We start from the raw sequence: 18,116 nt of genomic DNA, 5'->3' as shown, positions 1-18,116 counted from the left end.
CCAATATTCGTTTACGATTCAAATTGCTCTTATAAATCGTCATGTGAATCAGCCTTTAACCGCTCCCATAACCACTCCTTTGACAAAGTATTTTTGGATAAACGGATAGACGCACACAATGGGAATCATCGTGATCAGGATCCCTGCCGCCTTGATGCTCTCTGCGGTGGGAACACTATCCATATTGGCGAATCCGATTGTGCTGGCCATCAACATCTGGCTTTGTTCAATAACGAGCTTTCTAATCAGAACCTGAATCACTTGTTTATCCAGTGACTGAACATAGATCAGTGAATCAAACCATGAATTCCAATGCGCAACGGCCACCCATAGGCTGATTGTCGCGATCGCCGGCCCCGACAGGGGGACAATAATATAAAAGAAGGTTTTCCAATCGCTTGCCCCGTCCATCTTGGCCGATTCATCCAGACTCTCGGGAATCGTCATAAAAAAGTTCCGCAGAATCAGAATGAAGAAGGAGTTGAATAAAAATGGAGGAGCCAGAATATAAACCAGCGGATTATCCAATAACCCCAAACTTTTAATCAAGATAAAGGTAGGGATCAAGCCGCCTGTAAAAAACATGGTAAAAATGAAATAAAAGGTGAACGTTTTTTTTAATGGTATTTTTTTTGAAAGCGCATAGGCTGTCAACGCCATTAAAAATACGCCTGCAATCGTGCCGATTACGGTTCGGCAAATCGTATAGAAATAACCGGTATAAATAAAGGTTGTCTTGAAAAATGCCGTGTACGCCTCCGGAGTAAATCCCTGCGGCCACAATAATACAGTGGCACTGGTCCCGCCTGCGGCCAACCCTTCACGGGTACTTAACGACAAGCAAATCAAGTATACGACCGGATAAATGATTGAAACGCATAATAAGATAAGCGCTGTGTAGTTGAAATAATCAAACACGGTGAAGCGCTTTCTTCTTTCGACGGGCATTTCCGTCACCTCCTACCATAATCCGGTTTGGCCGAATCTGTTCGCGACCCGATTCACCAGGAGAACCAGCGCTAAGCCGATCGCATTCTTGAATAAACCCACAGCCGTGGAAAAGCTGTAATTCATCTGTGTAAGGCCCACGCGGTATACATACGTGTCAATAATGTCGCCGACCTCATATACTCTCGGATTATACAGATTGAAAATCTGGTCAAAGCCGGCATTCATCAGGTTGCCAATATTAAATATCATCATAATAATAATGACATTCATAATCGAAGGCAGCGTAATACGCCAGATTTTCGTGAACCTGCCCGCTCCGTCTATGGTTGCCGATTCATAAATTTGCGGATCCACGCCAGTAATAGCTGCCAGATAAATAATGGAGCCCCATCCGACGCTTTGCCAAATATCCGAGACGATCAGTACGGGTATGAACCAATTAGGATCGGCCAAAAAGTAGATCGCCTTGCCGCCCAGCGCCTTAATGATATTGTTCACAAGTCCGCTGACGGGAGATAACAGCTCGATCATGATGCTTCCGATAATCACCCATGATAGAAAGTGAGGCAGATAACTGATCGTTTGGACGATTTTCTTAAACTTGTCATGAAATATCTCATTTAATACAAGAGCCAGAACGATGCCGGACGTGTAAACAAATAGGAGCTTCAAACCGCTAATAATCAGCGTATTTCTCAATACTCTTATAAATTCGTATGTGTGGAACATCTGATTGAAATTCTCAAAACCGATCCATGGGCTTCCCAATATACCATCCATAATTTGAAAGTCCTTGAATGCGATCGTCAGGCCATACATAGGGATGTAATAAAAAATGAAATACCAGACAAACGCCGGCAATAAAAACAAGAGCAGAAGCTTCGATTTCCGGCATTCTTTAATGAATACAGCAAGCCTTGAATTTGCGGCATTCTTATGTCTTAATTTCCCGTTTTCGCGAGTGATCGCCCAAGGTTTTGACACCTGAATTCCTCCTTAAGCTTGACGGCTACGCATATAGAACGACCAAACCTTCTTCTACGGCTACCGGGTAGGTTTCGAGATTCTCCTCTAATGGCTCGACCGCCACATCATAACTCTTTACCAGACACTTGTGGGGGTTGAAGAGCGATTTGCCCGTTGTTACATCAAATTCCCATCCATGCCAGGGGCAAGCGAGTATTTCTCCCTCCCGCCCATAACGGTAGGTGCCAGGTAAAGATGGCAAAGTCGTCCCGGTAAGTCTGCCCTTGCATAAAGGCGCTCCTTGATGCGGGCAGCTGTTGCGCAGGGCATAATAGCTGCCGTTTGCGTTGAACACGCCAACAGACCTCCCCCCAACCTGGACGATCTTCCGCTGACCGGGCTCCATTTCAGTTGTTTTACATACCACCAAACGTTCCATAAACAAGTGCTCCTTTACTCATAAGTTATAGAATGCCTTCGCGTTCTCGAAGAAGATACGCCGCTGCAGCTCATCCGGCAGTTTCGGAAAAGCACGTCTGGGCGAATCAAAGTCCCAGTGAGGATAGTCACTGGCAAACATCAGGATATGCTCTGCATCCATAGCTTCGAGCAGCGTCAGCAAATACTTATCATTATCAGGACGCTCGATCGGCTGGCTGGTCAACCGGACATGATCCCGTAAAAATTCGCTTGGACGTTTTTCGAGCCATGGCACCTCGTAACGCAGTCCTTTATATTCCGCATCCAGTCTCCACATCAATGGAGGCAGCCAGGAAACTCCGCCTTCCACGAGTACAATCTTGAAGTTGGGAAATTTAACAAACACTCCCTCGGTCAAGAAGCTGACCAAATGCGCCTGGAACGCAAGAGACAAACAGGTATGGAATTCAATATACCGGCTGGGATGACCCGGAGTCGGCTGATGATTGATGCCCATTCCGTCGGTACCGGGATGGATAGCGAGCGGGAACCCGTATTTCTCGCAAGCTTCGTAAATCGGATAATATTGTCGTTGACCGAACGGAGCGCGGGCGCCGGAATCAGTCATGACCTGCACGAAATGCGGATGTCCCGCCCAACGCTCAATCTCTTTGGCAGCTCCGATGGGGTCCTGAGTGGCAATATATAAGGAGCCTTTAAATTTACCGTCATGATTGTATTTGTCCAGCCACGTGTCGGCAAGCCAGTCGTTGTAGGCTGCTGCTACCGCCGAAGCCATATCGGGATCAGGCAGGTTGTTCAGCATAGCGCGAGGCAGCAAAATAGCGAAATCGACATCGTATTCATCTATAAGCTGCTCCCGCAAAAAATCGGGGTCGGAGCCCGCTCCCCCGCCTCCCGGCGGCGCCGCATCCTTCCGGTTTCCCTGAATATTGCCGTACGCGCGACTCAGAGGACGATACCAGTCCTGCCATGGCTGCGGCAAATACTTGTTCAATTCTTCTCTTGATTTGGGGTACACATGTACATCACAATCAATAATACCTTTCTTCACTGCAGTCTCTTTTGTCACTTGAATTTCCTCCTTAAATGACTTCATCTGCTTCATCGTTAACGTCTGAGCTCAGTGTCCCTTCCTGTATTTGTGAATTTTGTGTGAATGCATCTACAATGTAAACATACGAACATGCGAATGCAATAAACATGTTTCCGGCCATGCACCCTTATGCGGCCCGGCAGTACCATGTGCTGATCCACAATTATGCTGAATGCACAGTATTTTATAACCACCGCTCCCTGCTTGACCCGCCGGCAGCATCGTTCCTCATGAATAATCCTCAAAAGTGTCCAGCCACGCGATACACAATTCATGCGTAATACACCATTACAGCAGTCCATATGCCCGTTGGTGCATGATAAGCCGCAGCAGCGAACCCACCGGAGGCAAACCGCGCGTCAACGAAAAAAAAGCCCAATTCGTCCTTAATTTCCAGACGAAATTGAGCTTTGACCGGTATAATGTGAAGGCAGCGTCCATCATCATATGTCAATAGACAAAGGATACGGCTCGCCTTATTTGCGGAAATCGCCAGGAGTCATGCCAACCACTTTCTTAAATACCCGAATAAAGGAAAACGGATGCACATAACCAACCTTTACAGCGATATCCTGCACGGGCTCCATCGTACTTTGCAGAAGCTCCTTAGCCCGAGTCAAACGAATTCGAACCAGGTAGTCAACGAATTTTTCCCCATACTCTTTCTTAAACAATTCGCTTAAAGCGCGGGAATTGATATTAAATTCATCGCTCAAATAAGCAAGGGAAAGATCGGGATTCGCATAACACTCTTCAATATATTTTTTAACTTCGTGAATCAGTTGGTAGTTGGCCCTGCTTTCCCTCAGAGAACGCAGCTCCATCTCGAATGCTTTCATGATTTGATGGGTACGGGTTTGAAGCTCATCGAGCATCTCAACTTTCTGCAGCATTAAGGTCAAATCAGACAACGCGGTTTTTGTCCAAATGCTCTGAACCTCCAATGAAACCGCATTCATTTCTTTGTCCAAATAAAAAATGAAGTAATTCATTAAGCTTGTTATATCCTTACTCGAAAGTAAGGCCATCTTCATTTCTTCAAAAAAACGCAAGAATAAAGCGTCCCATTCCTCACCCATACGATAAACCTTGACGATCTGATGGACAAGCTGTAAATGAGTGAATATGTCCTGTTTGGGTTTGAGAATAATATCCGAGCTGTTAATAACCCGTTGATTCCCCAATATCGCTTTGTAATTGAGATTATCCGATGCCTTTTCAAGCAGCCCGGGCAAATCAGCAAGATTGTCAGTGTAGCCTGACATGCCAATCGTAACCGTAAAATCCAAATTATCATTGACCCAGGCAATCGCTGTGCCGCACATTTGCGGGATGGAGCTGCTCAATTGCTCTTCAAATTGTTCATGCTTATTGTTCAAGAAATATAAAATGCCCAACCTTGAATGGGTAATCCACTCGCACCATATAGAGATGAAATGATTCTGAGCCATTTCATTAACCATGCTCTGAATGACAAATTTAAGCAAATATTGGTCCCGATCCGAATACTGGACTGAAAATTCTGGATATTTATCAATCTCTAATATGCCGAAGGATACCTCATCAAAGTTTTTTTCCTGCCCAAGCCGTCTCATGTTCGTTTTCCATTCTTCAAGCGTAAAAGCGCGATGCCCGCTCATCAGCTCCATAAAGAGATGCCGGCGTATGTGAATAAGATCTTCGGCGTATTGGTTTTGAAAAATATTGGATTGTTCCAGAAGATTATCGATGGCCATAGAGATAAATCTCATTTCGTCCGGTTTGCCTTTTCCAAAAATATCATAGTTCTTATTGAGGAAGAACTCATTGATCCGATTCATAATCGATTCGATAGGCTTGTAGTTTTTTCGGGTCACATAAACAATCCAGAGTACGCCGACCAGCAACGTTAAAAAGCAGGTAGCGACCCAAAAATAAGCAAAGCCCGAAAAGAAACTAAAGCTTTCCGCGTTTTTAATTCCACTGCTTATTATCCAATTGGTAAAATCGGATTTTACTTTTACGATTTCTTTGCCTTTGGCGGTATCTTCCTTGCCTTGTTCAACCGCCGTGCTGAAAATCAGACTTCCTGCTCTATCGTACAGATTGACAAAATTGATATTGTGGCTGGACATATTCATAACCAAGCTTCGAATCGTACTCACGCTTATGTTCACGACAACGATCCCCTGATCTCCGGTCAGAAAGGGAACTTTTCTTACCAGTGACACGACTTCGCTGGATTTTCTTGCTTTCTGGTCGTAGTACATTCGTTTCTCCGACCAGGAAGCATTCAGATTCTGATTTAACTGCAATAAGATGAAATCCTTGTCAGCGAACTGATTAAAATCCGAATACATATTTTCACTCAATACCATATGGTCGGCTTGACGAAAAACATAAACGGAGTCAATATCCGGAAAATCCAATGAAAGACTTCTTAATTTTTGAACAATTTCATAATTTTCATATGTTCCATATTTGTGATCTTTGAAATATTGGATGAAGGTGGTATCAACCAATATGTCTTTAGTCACCATTCTTTCAATCGGCTGCAAAAAATTCTCCAAGACCTGGCTAACCTGTTCGCTGAATACATAAGTGGATTTAACTGTCGTTTTTTTAATATTTTCACTAATTGCCAGAAAGCTGATCAAGAACAATACACAAGACAGCAAGAAAAACGCAGGAAGGTAAGAAAATAGCATTTTGTAAAACCAAGATCTGGTATTTTTCATGTTCATCTCCTCCCCATAACTAAATTTATCACTGCAACTACGATTTCCAATATGTCCCACTCTCATGGTATTCTTCAGCTTGCCTACCGTCAAGTTCATTTTACCGCCGAAAATAAAGTTCTACGGCGGCTTAAAAACGTTCGTTTCCCTTATTAATCGTACCGGGGGATGGGGCGGCTAACATCAAGCTGACTCCAGCGGCCATACCCTGGAAAGGCTCAGCTCTCCCGCATTTGACCATGATCCCCCTTTATTGAGCGGGCAGCATTCTATTATGCACGACTACAAGGTTTGAGAAAAAAAAAGCCCCTTGGTATGATTTATGGTCCCAGGCGCTGACTAGCTGCCGGACCAAAAACAAACCAAGGAGACTGCAAAATGCGATCTGCTTAAAAAAAATGATTAACAATAAATACCATTTACGTAATTTGCAGACGCGCCGTTACCGGATAATGATCCGAAGGAAATATGCCGTCGATCCGGCGGCGGTCAATCTCGGCGGAGAGCACCTCCACCTCGGGAGTAACGAAAATATAATCGATCACGCCTCCCTCCAGATTACCGGAGAATTGATGGTTGGCCGAAGTGCCGATCGGGCCGTCTATGGCCGCATATACGTCCTTCATCTCTACCATGCCGTCCGCCGCAGGGACTTCTCCGCGCATGATCTGCACGACGAGCTCATCCGGCGTCGAATTGAAATCGCCCATCAGCATCGCTGGAAGCTGCTTCCGGGCGCGGACTTCGCGAATTCGGCTCCAGATCAGCTCGATCCCTTTCACTCTCGCCGTCCGGCCTTTGTGATCCAGGTGCGTATTGAACACGAGGAATTCGGTACCATCTGCCTTATGACGGATATGTGCCCACGTACAGATGCGAGGCAGTGAGCTGTCCCAGCCTTTGCTGGATTCCACTTCGGGATTCTCCGACAGCCAGAAGGTATGGTCCTCGATGAGCTCGAGCTCGTCCTTCTTATAGAAGATCGCGCAATGCTCGTCCTCATTGCCCCCGCGGCGTCCCGCTCCGACCCAGTCGTATTCATCAAGCCGCAGCTCCTCCAGCATATGAGCGCGGGTTTCCTGCGTCCCGAGGATGGCAGGAGCATGCTCGCGAATCATTCGGGCTGCCTTGTCGCAGCGGTAGACCCAGGCATGGTCGCCGTCGCTCGCCGTACTTGTCCGCAGGTTGAATGTCATCACTGTCATTTCCATCTGATATCACTTCTCCTTTTTTATACAAACCCAGCGAAAGATCAGTTACCTGCGGTCGACAGGGTATTCCACTCGCTGTTCCAACTCCCCTGCCGACTTTTCCGCAACTTCTTCACCAGCCTTTTGCGAGTCTTCAGTCTTCAATCATCCGCTGCTTCAGCGCCTGAATCTGTTCGGTCTTCAGACCGATCGACAGCAAGTAGCCCTCGGCATCCCCGTAGGCCGACTTTATATGGTTCAGCAGCACGATCATATTGTCCGGAGGAGAACCGAGATGAATTTCGTACTGTTCCGGGCTCACCGTCATTGGACGGCCTTTGCGCAGTTCCTCCATCAAGGGGGCGAGACATACGGCCGTGAGGGCGTAATCCTCCGCGATGATCTCGTGCGGCACGCCTGCCAGATCTAGCAGCAGAGCCGCGACTATGCCGGTGCGGTCCTTGCCCGCCTTGCAGTGAAACAAAGTCGCCCCGCTCCCGGTGGAGCTGGCCAGGAGCGAGAATACGCGAAGCATCGGTTCCCGGGAGCCTTCAATAATGTCAATATAGAGCTCTCCCAGGCTGCGCAGATAGTCGCCCTGATCGGCATGAATCAGACTGATGTTATGGTAGGCCGCATCTCCCGAATCGGCGAATACGTCCCGCTGCTCGGCCAGCTCGCTGCTGTACCTCAGGTCAATGACCGTGCAGACCCCTCTGTTCACGAGGTTTTGTCGGCTTTTCTCGCTAAGCCCATGCAGGCCGTCCGCTCTGTACAGCAAGCCCCAGCGGGTCGTCCTGCCTTCCTTCGTCTTATACCCGCCGAGATCCCTCACATTGTAGGCGCCTTCTATTTGAAGAATGCGCTGTTGATCTGCCGTTTGCATATCCATGAATGATAACCGCCTTTATTGAGATTCATATTGCACATCAAGCGCCCTCTTCGTCGATGGACAGCCCGTCATACGCAACGACGACACGGTGACCGGTGCGGTCGAATTCCTCCTGCATCTCGTCGTGCAGCAATTGATGGGCCGTATTAATATGCGACGCCCATACAGGCGTCCGCTCGTTCACTAGTCCGATCTCCTTCATGCGCTCAAGCATCAGCACATAATTGGGAATGTCCAGATGGGAGTCTGCATATTTCGGATATCCTTCGCGATTGCCGAACGTGCACTCCATAATGAGCAAATCCACCGACTTTCCCTCAAGAAACCGCCACGTCTCCTCGGTGTACCAGCCGGTATCCGATGCATACAGCAGCTTCCTGCCGTCCGGCAGAGCAATGAGATAATTGATGGCCATTTCGTTCCGGCCCATGGCGTAATGATTGCCGGGCACGGTCGTTACCCTCAGCCTGCCGGCCTCATAGCTTTCGAAATAACGAAGCGGGTGAATGATAAACCGGCCGCCCCAGTCCGACCTGCCGGGAGCCGCGTCCAGACCGTACACGTCGAGCAATTTCCCGCTCCACTCGGCCGCGGGCTCGCTCAAGTAGATATGCAGCGGCTTATGGTTATGCTCGATACGGTTCAGCTTGGACATGATCTCCCCGACGTCAAAATGATCCTTATGGGTATGCGTGACGAGCAGATGCTCCAAATCGAACATATCAAGTCCGAGCTTGGTCATCTGATAGAAAATATCCGGGCTAAAATCGATCTGATGCTGCGCATCGATGCGAAACGAGGAACGGCTGCGGATATTGGGGCCGCCCGTCTCCCTGATTCTGCTGCACAACTGGCAGCGGCAGAAGTATGACGGCGCGCCTTCGGCTGCGCCCGTCCCCAGAAATGTCATGTTCATTCGCTTGGTCCTCCACGAAGCGGCGTCCGCCGCAAGCCGCCTGCATCCTCAAGCGGCAGGCGGCGCGGCGGGCGCCTTTATTTGGCGAAGCGTTCGTTATAAGCCGCATTCATTTCCGTGATGATCTGCTGGTACCTGGTATCCGCCTTCAATTCATTCACATGCTTGTCCCATGCCTCGATCGGCTGCTTGCCCATGATGACCTGGATTTTCAAGTCCTGAATCTTCTTCATAAACTCCGGTCCCACTTGATTAAACGTTTCGCTCTGCAAGCCGACGGCAGGGCTGCCTATGCTGTACTGCTCGCGGTCATCGATAAGCTTCTGCATATCCGCATACTGCTTGCAGGTGACGAACGATCCCGCCGCAGGCACACGGCCGTACTTGTCGTATCCGTTGAAAATTTGACCGATGTCGCCGAAGTTGTCGGTCTTCTTCTGCGGCAAATCCTCGTATCCGCACTCGGCTTCCTTGATGTGAACGCCAAGCAGCCCCTTCTTCAGCATCAGCCCGTCCGGTGAAGAGCCGTAGTCCAGCATGGCCAGTATCTTCTTCAGCTTCTCCTCGGAAACGGTCTTCTTCGGAATGACCAGTCCGCCGGTCATCCCCGTGCCCCGAATCGACATTTTCGCTTCGTTCGGGCTGATCATATACAGCGGCGACATCAATTGCGCATCAGGCGCTATCTTGACCAGATCGACTCCGATGTTGTTGATATTGTTGAGCGTGTTGTTGAAGCTGCCCGCCTTGTTGGATTTCAATTGATCCTCGTGCTGCGACGTCTTCATAATGGCAAAATCCTTCGGAATCAATCCCTCGGCGAACGCCTTGTTCAGATACACCAGCATATCGCGGGTGCCCGGCAGCAGATCGGTATCGACGAGCTTGTCGCCGTCCAGCTTCCATTTGCCGTTGGAATTGTTGAACAGGTTCTGGAAAATGACAAAGTTGCCCATCGAATCCGAGTCTACGCTCCCCGTAAACCCGTACGTATCCTGCTGTCCGTCGCCGTCCGGGTCCTTCTCCGTGAAAGCCTTCATCACGTTATAAAAATCGTCCAGCGTCTGCGGCACCGGCAGCCCGAGCTTGTCCAGCCAATCCTGACGGATGATCGGGAAGCTGTCGCCGTCCAGCGCGCGCACCCGCGGGATCATGTAGTTCTTGCCCTTGACCTTCGTATTGTTCCATACGTCCGGCGGGTAAGCCGACAGATTAGGGTAGTCCTTGATGTAAGGCGTAAGATCCCAGAAGGCGCCCTGCTCCATCATGGTAAGCACGTTCGGCGTGAAGGGGTCCGTCAGCACCATCAGATCCGGAATGTCTCCGGATGCCAGCGTGACGTTGGCCTTCTCCTCGTAATTGTTGCTGGAGATGAGGGTTACGTCCATTTTCATGTTCGTACGCTTCTCGTATTCCTTCTTGATCACGTTATCGTCGGTAAACGGCTCAGGCTGATAGTACGGCGACATGACGGATATTTCGGTGATCTCTTGCGAAGCATCCGTAGCAGCAGCACCTGAAGCGGTGGAGCCAGAAGCTGCGTCATTCGCAGCTTCCTTGCCGCAGCCCGCCGCAGCCAGCACAAGCGCCAGAAGCGGAAGCAGCCATTTCTTTCCCATCAATTTCATGAATATCCTCCTTAGTATTGAATCTCATTTATAATAAAAGGCTTGCGGGCTATTCCTTTACCGAGCCCAGCATGACGCCTTTGGTAAAATGCTTCTGCAGGAACGGATAGACGAACAGGATCGGCACGGTCGCCACAATAACGGCAGCCATCTTCAGCATTTCCGGGGGCATCCGCTTCTGCAGGCTCAGCTCGGACGCGTCGCCTCCCATGGCCGTAGACGAGTCGATCAGCATGTTCTGGAGGAGCACCTGCAGCGGGTATTTGCCGGCGTCGTTGATATACAGGACCGCGTTAAAAAACGTGTTCCAGTAGCCCACCGCATAAAACAGGCCGACTGCGGCGATCGACGGAAGCGAGAGCGGCAGAATAATTTTCGCCCATACGCCGATGTCCGAGCTGCCGTCGATTTTCGCCGCCTCTTCGAGGCTGGCCGGCACGCTGTCGAAGAACCCTTTCATCAGGAAAATATACCAACCGCTGGTGAGCGAAGGAATGATGAGCGACCACAAGCTGTTCACCAATCCAAGATCGCGGACCAGCAAATATTGCGGAATGATGCCCGGATTGAGCAGCGTGGTCAGCAGTACGAGCAGCAGCAGCGCCTTTCTGCCCGGCATCCGCTTGCGGGACAGCGCATAGGCAAACGATGAGGTCACCACCAGGCTGCACGCCGTCCCCGCCGCCATGAGAAACGCGCTGACTCCCGCCGCTCTGACAAAAGCGCCGGTCGAAAGCAGATACCGGTAGGAATCGAGCGTCCACCTCTCCGGAAACAGGATAAGGCCGCCGCGGTAATATTGCTCCGGGGTGACGAAGGAAATGACGAACACGTAATAGATCGGGAATATCGTAACCACCGCAAGGACGGCAAGCACGATCAGATTGCCCGCGTTGAACGCCCTGCTTCCCCATAGCTCTCTCATCTTAGTACACACCCTCCTCCCCGAAACGCTTGGACAAGCTGTTGGCGACGATCACCAAGATGAATCCGATCACGGATTTGAACATGCCGACGGCCGATGTGAAGCTGAACTGGCTCTGCTGGATGCCCAGCCGGTATACATACGTATCGAATACATCCGCCACATCGGCGACGGCTCCGTTCGCCATCAGGTACACCTGCTCGAATCCGACGTCCATGATATGGCCTATCCGCAGGATGAACAGGATGACGATGACATTGCGGATGGCCGGCAGCGTAATATGCCACGCCTGCCGCAGCCGGCCTGCGCCGTCGATCTTCGCCGCCTCGTACAGTCCCGGATCGATCCCCGCGATCGCCGCGAGGAAGATAATCGTGCCCCATCCCGCTTCCTTCCATATCGATTGCGCCGTAAGCACGACCCAGAACAGCTTGGGATTGGTCAGAAAGTCGACCGGCTGCATGCCTGAAGCCATGATCAGCCTGTTGATCACGCCCTCCGAACCGAGCAGCAGGAAGCACAGCCCGGCAATAATCACCCATGACAGAAAATGCGGAAGGTACACAATTGACTGCACGATACGTTTGAACACGTTGTTCCGCACTTCATTCAACAGCAGCGACAGGACGATTGGCAGCGGGAAGAAGAAGATCAGACTGAGCAGGTTGATTCCCATCGTGTTCCGAAACAGAACGATAAAATCCGAGTCCGCGAAAAATCGCCGGAAATGCTCCAGTCCCACCCACTCGCTGTGCAGAATTCCCAAATAAGGCGAGTAATCCATAAAGGCGATAATCAAGCCCCACAGCGGCACGTATTTAAACAGAATCATAAATGCCAGCCCCGGAAGAGCGAGTACAATCAGCTGCCGTTCGCGAACGATCCGGCTGAGGACAATTTTCCGGCTCGTCTTACTTTGCTGAGCCTGCCCGGCTGCGTTAGATATTGAATTTGAATCGTTGATCGCGCCTCTCCTCCTTTCATCGGGTTTATTGTAAGCAGAGGCACTGTTTCCGGCAATGAGACATATTTTCCCCGCCGTTCTCGCCCGGGAAGCCCTCTGTTATGCGGGTTTTGACCCCCTCTTCGCCTTTACAATTCCAACAGAATATTTGTCCCATTGCCGGAAAAACAGGTATGGAGCGGCAAGCCGCTTCCGACAGCTCCCGGCGCGGCGGGAGAACGGTCAATAAAAACAAAAAACCGCAGGCTGCCCACAAGCCAGCCCGCAGTTTTTAGTTGTGATCCGTTTATTGTCCCAACGCGCCGCGGTACTGGCCAGGCGTCTTTCCTTCGTACTTTTTGAAGATGCGCGTAAAATACGACGGCTGGTAGCCAACCTGCTCGGCGATGTCGTGGATCTTGCTGTCGGTCTCCCGCAGCAGCTCCTTCGCCTTGTCCAGGCGAACCTTGGTCAAATAATCGATAAAATTCATGCCCGTAATCTGCTTGAAGCCGAGGCTCAGCTTTTTCATATAGGTGCCCTGCAAATCGGCGCATGACTCAAGCGTAATGTCCGTCATATAATCGCGGTGAATGACCGTGACCACCTTCTCCACCAGCTGCTTCAGCTTGATCCCCTGCGTCTCCTCGACCCACTGCATATACGGCTCGATCAGCCTGGAGCGGCACCATGTCAGAACCTCCCCCAAATTGCGCAGCCCGGCGAGCTCCTCGTACAGATTGACGCCGCCGTAAATCTCGTGAAGATTGCAGCCGGATTGGATCAGCGTATGGTGAATGCTGCCCAGCAGTTGATGCATCCCCTGCAATACGTAAAATTCCTTGGTGGAATTATGATGAAGCTCCGCAATGAACGCTTCGATCAGGCGCATCGTTTCCTCAATTCCGCCCATCCGCAAGGCCTGCAAAATCTCCTTCTCGGCCGTGACCGGATAAGTAAAACCGTCGTATTCGATATCCGACCAGCCGTCCAAATCGAGAATCTGATTGACCGCCTCCAGGTCGCGGTATCTGTGCGCCTTCCTCGCCTGCGCGTACAAATCCGGAATCGACTTCAGCTGGTCGGTCAGCTTCCCCGCGCCAATCGTCACATTCACCTTCAGCATCGTGTGCAGATAGTGGATGATGTCTTCGGAAAGCTGCATAAGCTTCGTCTTCGTCCGTTCCTTGTCCCCGTCGCACGCGAAGGATAAAAACACGCCCAGCAGCATGCCCTGGAAGCTGACGACACTCACCTCCACGTCCCGGCTGCGCACCAGCTCCTCCACGATGTTGGCCGCGGCGAAGGCCACCGACTGCTTGTCCCCCTCGGAAAATCCGCTCTCCCGGCCGGCCAGATCGAACAGCTCGATGGTGGAGAACGAAAAGCTCCTGCCATCGACATCCCAACCGTACGATTCCATCCGCTCCCGGATTTCCTGCTCCGACATGGAATAATAATGCCCATCCACGAACTGAATCAAGAATGCATTGCGGAGCGCCGGCAGGCTGTTCTCGAACCGCGTCTGGAACTCCCGGCTCTCGTACGTCAGATGCCGCCACTGCTTCTCGATAAATGCAAGCTCGTCCCGGCTGTCGTGCGGTCCCGCTCCGATCCGCCTGCCGCGAAACAGTCCGACGATCCTGCTGATCGGCCGGTACAGCTGATTCGTCGCGACCCAGGATAACAGGAATGCGATGATCAGTCCGAAGAAGCTGGCAGCAAGCATCAGCCGGGACGTAATGATGATTGGCCGGCTCAGCAGACTAAGCGGCGTCGCCGTCACGAATGTCAAGCCGACCTTGGACATCTCATACTGCCCTACCGCATACTTTTGACCGTCCCAGTCGAACTTGAACGCTTCGCCTATTTTCCCCTTCGCAATCTCCTCCCGCAATGCGGCGGCAAGGGGGCTGATCTCCGTCTCCTTCGACGCGCCGTTTGCGACCCAATTCATGCTGTCGTTCAAAATAAACGCCGCTCCCGAATTCTCGGGATTTAATACGCGCAGAAGGCTGTTCATTTCCTCGGGATCAAGATCGATAATGAACGCGCCGTACGGATTCGCACTGATCACCGGCAGCTTGTGAATGAGCGTCATCGAAGACAGCGGAGCCCCGCGGTCCGAAGTAACGCCGAATTTCCAGAAGAACCCGTCGCCGGACCGCAGCAGCGCGGCATACTTCTCCTGCTCCTGCCGGTCCGTAATGGCCATCGCGCCTTGATAGGGCGAGATCAGCGCGTTGTTCCGTTTGACGTACAGCTGAACCCGCTTGATCATCCGGTCGGCGGAGTTGAGGCGCGTAAGCAGCTCGAACATATTTTGCGCCAGACGAAAATTATCGTTATACGAATCCTCGTTCAGCTGATTCTGAAACAAATCCTGCTGCGCATACTGGTTCGCAATGATTTCCACTTGAGAGAATTGCTCATTGAGCTGCTCCGCCGTCTGGATCAGTCTCAGCTGGTGCGTATAATCGACTTCCCGCTCGATTTGTCTCGCGCTGATCAGGTACGTGCTGACGGCAATCAACGCCATCGGCAGGCTGGAGATGAACAGGACGATCGCAAGATTTTTGCGAAAAAGCCGTCCGCGTTCTGTCCGCTTCCTCCCTGCCCGGATAATTCGACTCAAAAACCAGGAGTTGATAGCGCCCTCCTCCTTTAACGATAATTGGCGCCTCAGTGCTTAGTCATATTTTGCTGTCGGTCTGACCGCAATTCAAGGCAGGCTAAATAAACGGACGAGCTTGACGCTTCCCGGACGTATAATACCAATCAATTGTTATCGTAGTGTCACCTGTTTAAGAAGGAATTGCAAATCCCCTTTCAATTATTTTGGTTTTTTACTCCCCACTCACATAACTCTTCCAAAACGGGTAATAATGTTTCCGCTGTATCCGTGAGACTGTCACGACTTTAGGTGGAACTTGAGGATACTCTTTGCGATTCACCAGACCATCCGCTTCCAATTCTTTTAGTTGTGAACTCAATGTTTTATAAGTAATAGCTCCTATAAACTGTATAGCCAAAAGGTGTATCTTGAATATTTTTAACTTTACCTTTATATTCAGCCATACTCATATTTGCGCTATCCTTTCTGGTAGTACCTGTCAATAAAGTGCGTACTACCCTAAAACGCCTTACGATCTTTCTCCTCCGGGAACAATGCAAATGCCTCAACTAATGAAGCTGATTAAAGTACGGTCTGAAGAAACAGATGTAGTTGGATTTGGTATAACGGAGCATATGCCGTGGGATTCAATCAACCTGAAGAAACTGCTTGGAGAAATTCCTATTTTAAATAAAGGGCGAGGAGATTGCGATAAAAGCGGTTGTCTTTGGTGCAGCAAGCCCGGGACCAATTCAGATTCCGGGCTTGCTGGCTGCCTGAGCATGGGGAATTTCTTTTCAGACTCCCCTATGCCTCCTCCCAAAAACGCCGCAGGTTGTCCATCGCGATCTTGGACGCTGCCTTGCATTCCTCCATGCCTTCGAACTCTATTGTAATGCTGCCGTCGTATCCGGAATCCTTGACGAGCTTGACAATTTTCCGGATCGGGATGTCGCCGTGCCCGACGATTGCTCCGCGCAGGAAATTGCCATGCGCCGTTCTGAACCATTCCCCTTCGCCCGGATGCTCGTCGTAGGGGCGGAAATAGAAATCTTTGAAATGAACCAGAGACGCATACGGCAGATTCTTCATCACTCCGATAACCGGGTTCTCATCCACGCACATGAAATTGCCGATATCGAGCGTTGTCTTGAAGTTGGGGCGATCCACCGCATGCAGAACCCGTTGGACACGGTCGCTCGCCTGTACACTGAAGCCGTGATTTTCGATCGTGGTCGTAATGCCGAACTGTGCGGCATAATCGGCAATGATCCGGCTCCCCTTGACGATCAGGGGCAGGCTGTCCTCGAACCAGGCTATCGTCATTTTCTCCTGCGGCAGCGTAAATGCCGTTACGTCATGGCGCATATGGGTCATGCCCATTCGGTGCACCACATCTACATGCCGTTTGACCCGGGCCATTTCCCCTTCGAAAGCGTCCTCTGTCTCTTGAACAAAATTCGCGGGCATAGAGTAGTTGGACAGTTCAATGCCTGCGGACTTTGCCCGCTCGCGAATGGCGTCAGCAAGTTCAGGATTATCCTCCACCGTGTACCCGTAGGGAACCATTTCCATATGCTCGCCGCCATTCCCGGCAATCCAGTCGATGACGTCCAGAACGGTCATTTCGCCGGATTTCAAATCATTTAACAAACTATACGTGCTAAGGCCTACTTTCATTTTCTCAGCTCCCAGATTATATTTTCGTATGAACTACTCACGGCCAGGCGACAACGACGCGGGTTGATCATGATTGGTTGCCACGCGTGAATTCCTTGCTTATAGCGTTCAGGAGTGTCAACGTCGTGTCGCATCCGTATTCCCAGAACATGATGCCGGCTAGCCCCTCATTGTTGACATAGCTGCATTTGTGATGAATGGATTCCTCATCCTCATACGTGATAAACGAAGTCCCGTCAAACAGGTACGACGCTTTCGCCTCATCATCCCAATAGCGCGTGTACCCGTTCTTATTCATATAGTCCGCTGCCAGATTCGTATAATCGGGACCATATCCTCCCGGCCCGCCAGTCATCTGATGCAGACCGCAGTTATGGTTCGGAACATCCTTCCACATCCGGGAATAGAACGCGGCTCCAATCACCAATTTATCGCGGGGGACGCCCGCCTTCTCGAACATGCGGACAGAGGCATCCGCGCTGATCCGGAATAAATCCCCTGTCGATGCATACAGATTCGTATGATGGCCCGTCAAGGTCTGGAAACCGCCGCGCATATCATAGGTCATGAGCTGCACGTAATCCAGATATTGCTGGACTTGATCCATCTGCGTGCCGTCGAGGTAATACTGATCCGCCCCCGCAGCAATCGTCAGCAAGTAATGCCGGCCATCCTCAGCCGCTTTGCGGTCGAGCGCCGCTCTGATTTCCTTCAATAGCAGCGTAAAGTTTACTTTGTCATTCGGGGACGCCGCGATCCCGGCCACGGCATAACACGGATACTCCCAGTCGAGGTCGATTCCGTCAAAAGAACCGCGCTCCAGCACCTCAACCGCCGACCGGGCCATCCGCTCCCTGCCTTCCTGCGTGGAGGCCGCTTCGGAGAAGCCGCCCGCGCTCCAGCCTCCGACAGATAATAGAATCTGCAGTTTTGGATGATCGCCCTTCAACCGGTCCAGACTGTCAAGTTGCTTCAGATGGCCAATGCGAATTTCATCCTGCTCCACATGCCCGAACGCGACATTCAGATGGGTCAGCTTCCCGGCTGCATCTGCCGTGATGTCAGGAAGCGCCCGGTCGCCCGCATACCCCACAATAAACTTCTGACTCATCATCCGTTCCTCCCTTTCTCAAATGGTTTCCTATGACGCCGCTTTC

14 protein-coding genes and 2 pseudogenes are annotated in these 18,116 nt (G+C 50.8%); 1 reads left to right on the top strand and 15 read right to left on the bottom strand.

Going from position 1 to position 18,116, the window contains the following annotated elements; translation table 11 throughout:
- Positions 1 to 48 precede the first annotated feature (48 nt).
- From ACFOLF_RS31570 to ACFOLF_RS31510, 13 genes and pseudogenes are all read right to left on the bottom strand, one after another.
- A complete protein-coding gene (locus ACFOLF_RS31570; protein ID WP_210039479.1) occupies positions 49 to 948 on the bottom strand; it encodes a carbohydrate ABC transporter permease in 900 nt (299 codons plus the stop codon).
- 12 nt (positions 949 to 960) lie between these two features.
- A complete protein-coding gene (locus ACFOLF_RS31565; RefSeq protein ID WP_210039480.1) occupies positions 961 to 1,935 on the bottom strand; it encodes an ABC transporter permease in 975 nt (324 codons plus the stop codon).
- 25 nt (positions 1,936 to 1,960) lie between these two features.
- Positions 1,961 to 2,356, bottom strand: a complete 396-nt coding sequence (locus tag ACFOLF_RS31560; RefSeq protein WP_210039481.1) for a Rieske (2Fe-2S) protein — start codon at positions 2,354 to 2,356, stop codon at positions 1,961 to 1,963.
- Positions 2,357 to 2,374: 18 nt separating this feature from the next.
- On the bottom strand, positions 2,375 to 3,430 hold the full coding sequence (locus tag ACFOLF_RS31555; protein ID WP_379113078.1) for an amidohydrolase family protein: 1,056 nt from the start codon (positions 3,428 to 3,430) through the stop codon (positions 2,375 to 2,377).
- Positions 3,431 to 3,930: 500 nt separating this feature from the next.
- On the bottom strand, positions 3,931 to 6,171 hold the full coding sequence (locus tag ACFOLF_RS31550; RefSeq protein ID WP_210039483.1) for a helix-turn-helix transcriptional regulator: 2,241 nt from the start codon (positions 6,169 to 6,171) through the stop codon (positions 3,931 to 3,933).
- Between the two features lie 419 nt (positions 6,172 to 6,590).
- Positions 6,591 to 7,382, bottom strand: a complete 792-nt coding sequence (locus ACFOLF_RS31545; protein WP_210039484.1) for an endonuclease/exonuclease/phosphatase family protein — start codon at positions 7,380 to 7,382, stop codon at positions 6,591 to 6,593.
- Between the two features lie 133 nt (positions 7,383 to 7,515).
- The gene (locus ACFOLF_RS31540) at positions 7,516 to 8,253 is read right to left on the bottom strand and encodes a tyrosine-protein phosphatase (RefSeq protein WP_210039485.1); all 738 of its coding nucleotides are present in this window, start codon (positions 8,251 to 8,253) and stop codon (positions 7,516 to 7,518) included.
- A gap of 37 nt (positions 8,254 to 8,290) precedes the next feature.
- Positions 8,291 to 9,169: an MBL fold metallo-hydrolase gene (locus tag ACFOLF_RS31535; RefSeq protein WP_210039486.1), complete on the bottom strand. Its 879-nt coding sequence runs from the start codon at positions 9,167 to 9,169 to the stop codon at positions 8,291 to 8,293.
- Between the two features lie 77 nt (positions 9,170 to 9,246).
- Positions 9,247 to 10,797, bottom strand: a complete 1,551-nt coding sequence (locus ACFOLF_RS31530; protein WP_210039487.1) for an extracellular solute-binding protein — start codon at positions 10,795 to 10,797, stop codon at positions 9,247 to 9,249.
- Positions 10,798 to 10,846: 49 nt separating this feature from the next.
- Positions 10,847 to 11,722 carry a carbohydrate ABC transporter permease gene (locus ACFOLF_RS31525; RefSeq protein WP_210039488.1) on the bottom strand — a complete coding sequence of 292 codons (876 nt, stop codon included), beginning with the start codon at positions 11,720 to 11,722 and terminating at the stop codon, positions 10,847 to 10,849.
- Position 11,723: 1 nt separating this feature from the next.
- Positions 11,724 to 12,554 carry an ABC transporter permease gene (locus ACFOLF_RS31520; RefSeq protein WP_210039489.1) on the bottom strand — a complete coding sequence of 277 codons (831 nt, stop codon included), beginning with the start codon at positions 12,552 to 12,554 and terminating at the stop codon, positions 11,724 to 11,726.
- A gap of 418 nt (positions 12,555 to 12,972) precedes the next feature.
- Positions 12,973 to 15,300, bottom strand: a complete 2,328-nt coding sequence (locus ACFOLF_RS31515) for a helix-turn-helix domain-containing protein (RefSeq protein ID WP_210039490.1) — start codon at positions 15,298 to 15,300, stop codon at positions 12,973 to 12,975.
- A 194-nt stretch (positions 15,301 to 15,494) separates the two neighbouring features.
- A pseudogene (locus ACFOLF_RS31510) lies at positions 15,495 to 15,749 on the bottom strand (winged helix-turn-helix transcriptional regulator).
- 48 nt (positions 15,750 to 15,797) lie between these two features.
- Between ACFOLF_RS31510 and ACFOLF_RS31505 the strand changes: the two are divergent.
- A pseudogene (locus ACFOLF_RS31505) lies at positions 15,798 to 15,971 on the top strand (arginase family protein); the annotation flags it as partial.
- A 115-nt stretch (positions 15,972 to 16,086) separates the two neighbouring features.
- Here the strand turns inward: ACFOLF_RS31505 and ACFOLF_RS31500 are convergent.
- Together ACFOLF_RS31500 and ACFOLF_RS31495 are read right to left on the bottom strand one after the other, a co-directional pair.
- Complete coding sequence (locus ACFOLF_RS31500; protein WP_210039491.1) at positions 16,087 to 16,959, bottom strand: sugar phosphate isomerase/epimerase family protein; 873 nt, start codon at positions 16,957 to 16,959, stop codon at positions 16,087 to 16,089.
- 67 nt (positions 16,960 to 17,026) lie between these two features.
- The gene (locus ACFOLF_RS31495; RefSeq protein WP_210039649.1) at positions 17,027 to 18,070 is read right to left on the bottom strand and encodes a glycoside hydrolase family 18 protein; all 1,044 of its coding nucleotides are present in this window, start codon (positions 18,068 to 18,070) and stop codon (positions 17,027 to 17,029) included.
- Between the last annotated feature and the right edge of the window lie 46 nt (positions 18,071 to 18,116).

It is taken from the genome of Paenibacillus sepulcri, assembly GCF_042647105.1.
Taxonomy (GTDB): domain Bacteria; phylum Bacillota; class Bacilli; order Paenibacillales; family Paenibacillaceae; genus Paenibacillus_Z; species Paenibacillus_Z sepulcri.
This window is presented reverse-complemented; position numbering and strand designations above follow the sequence as displayed.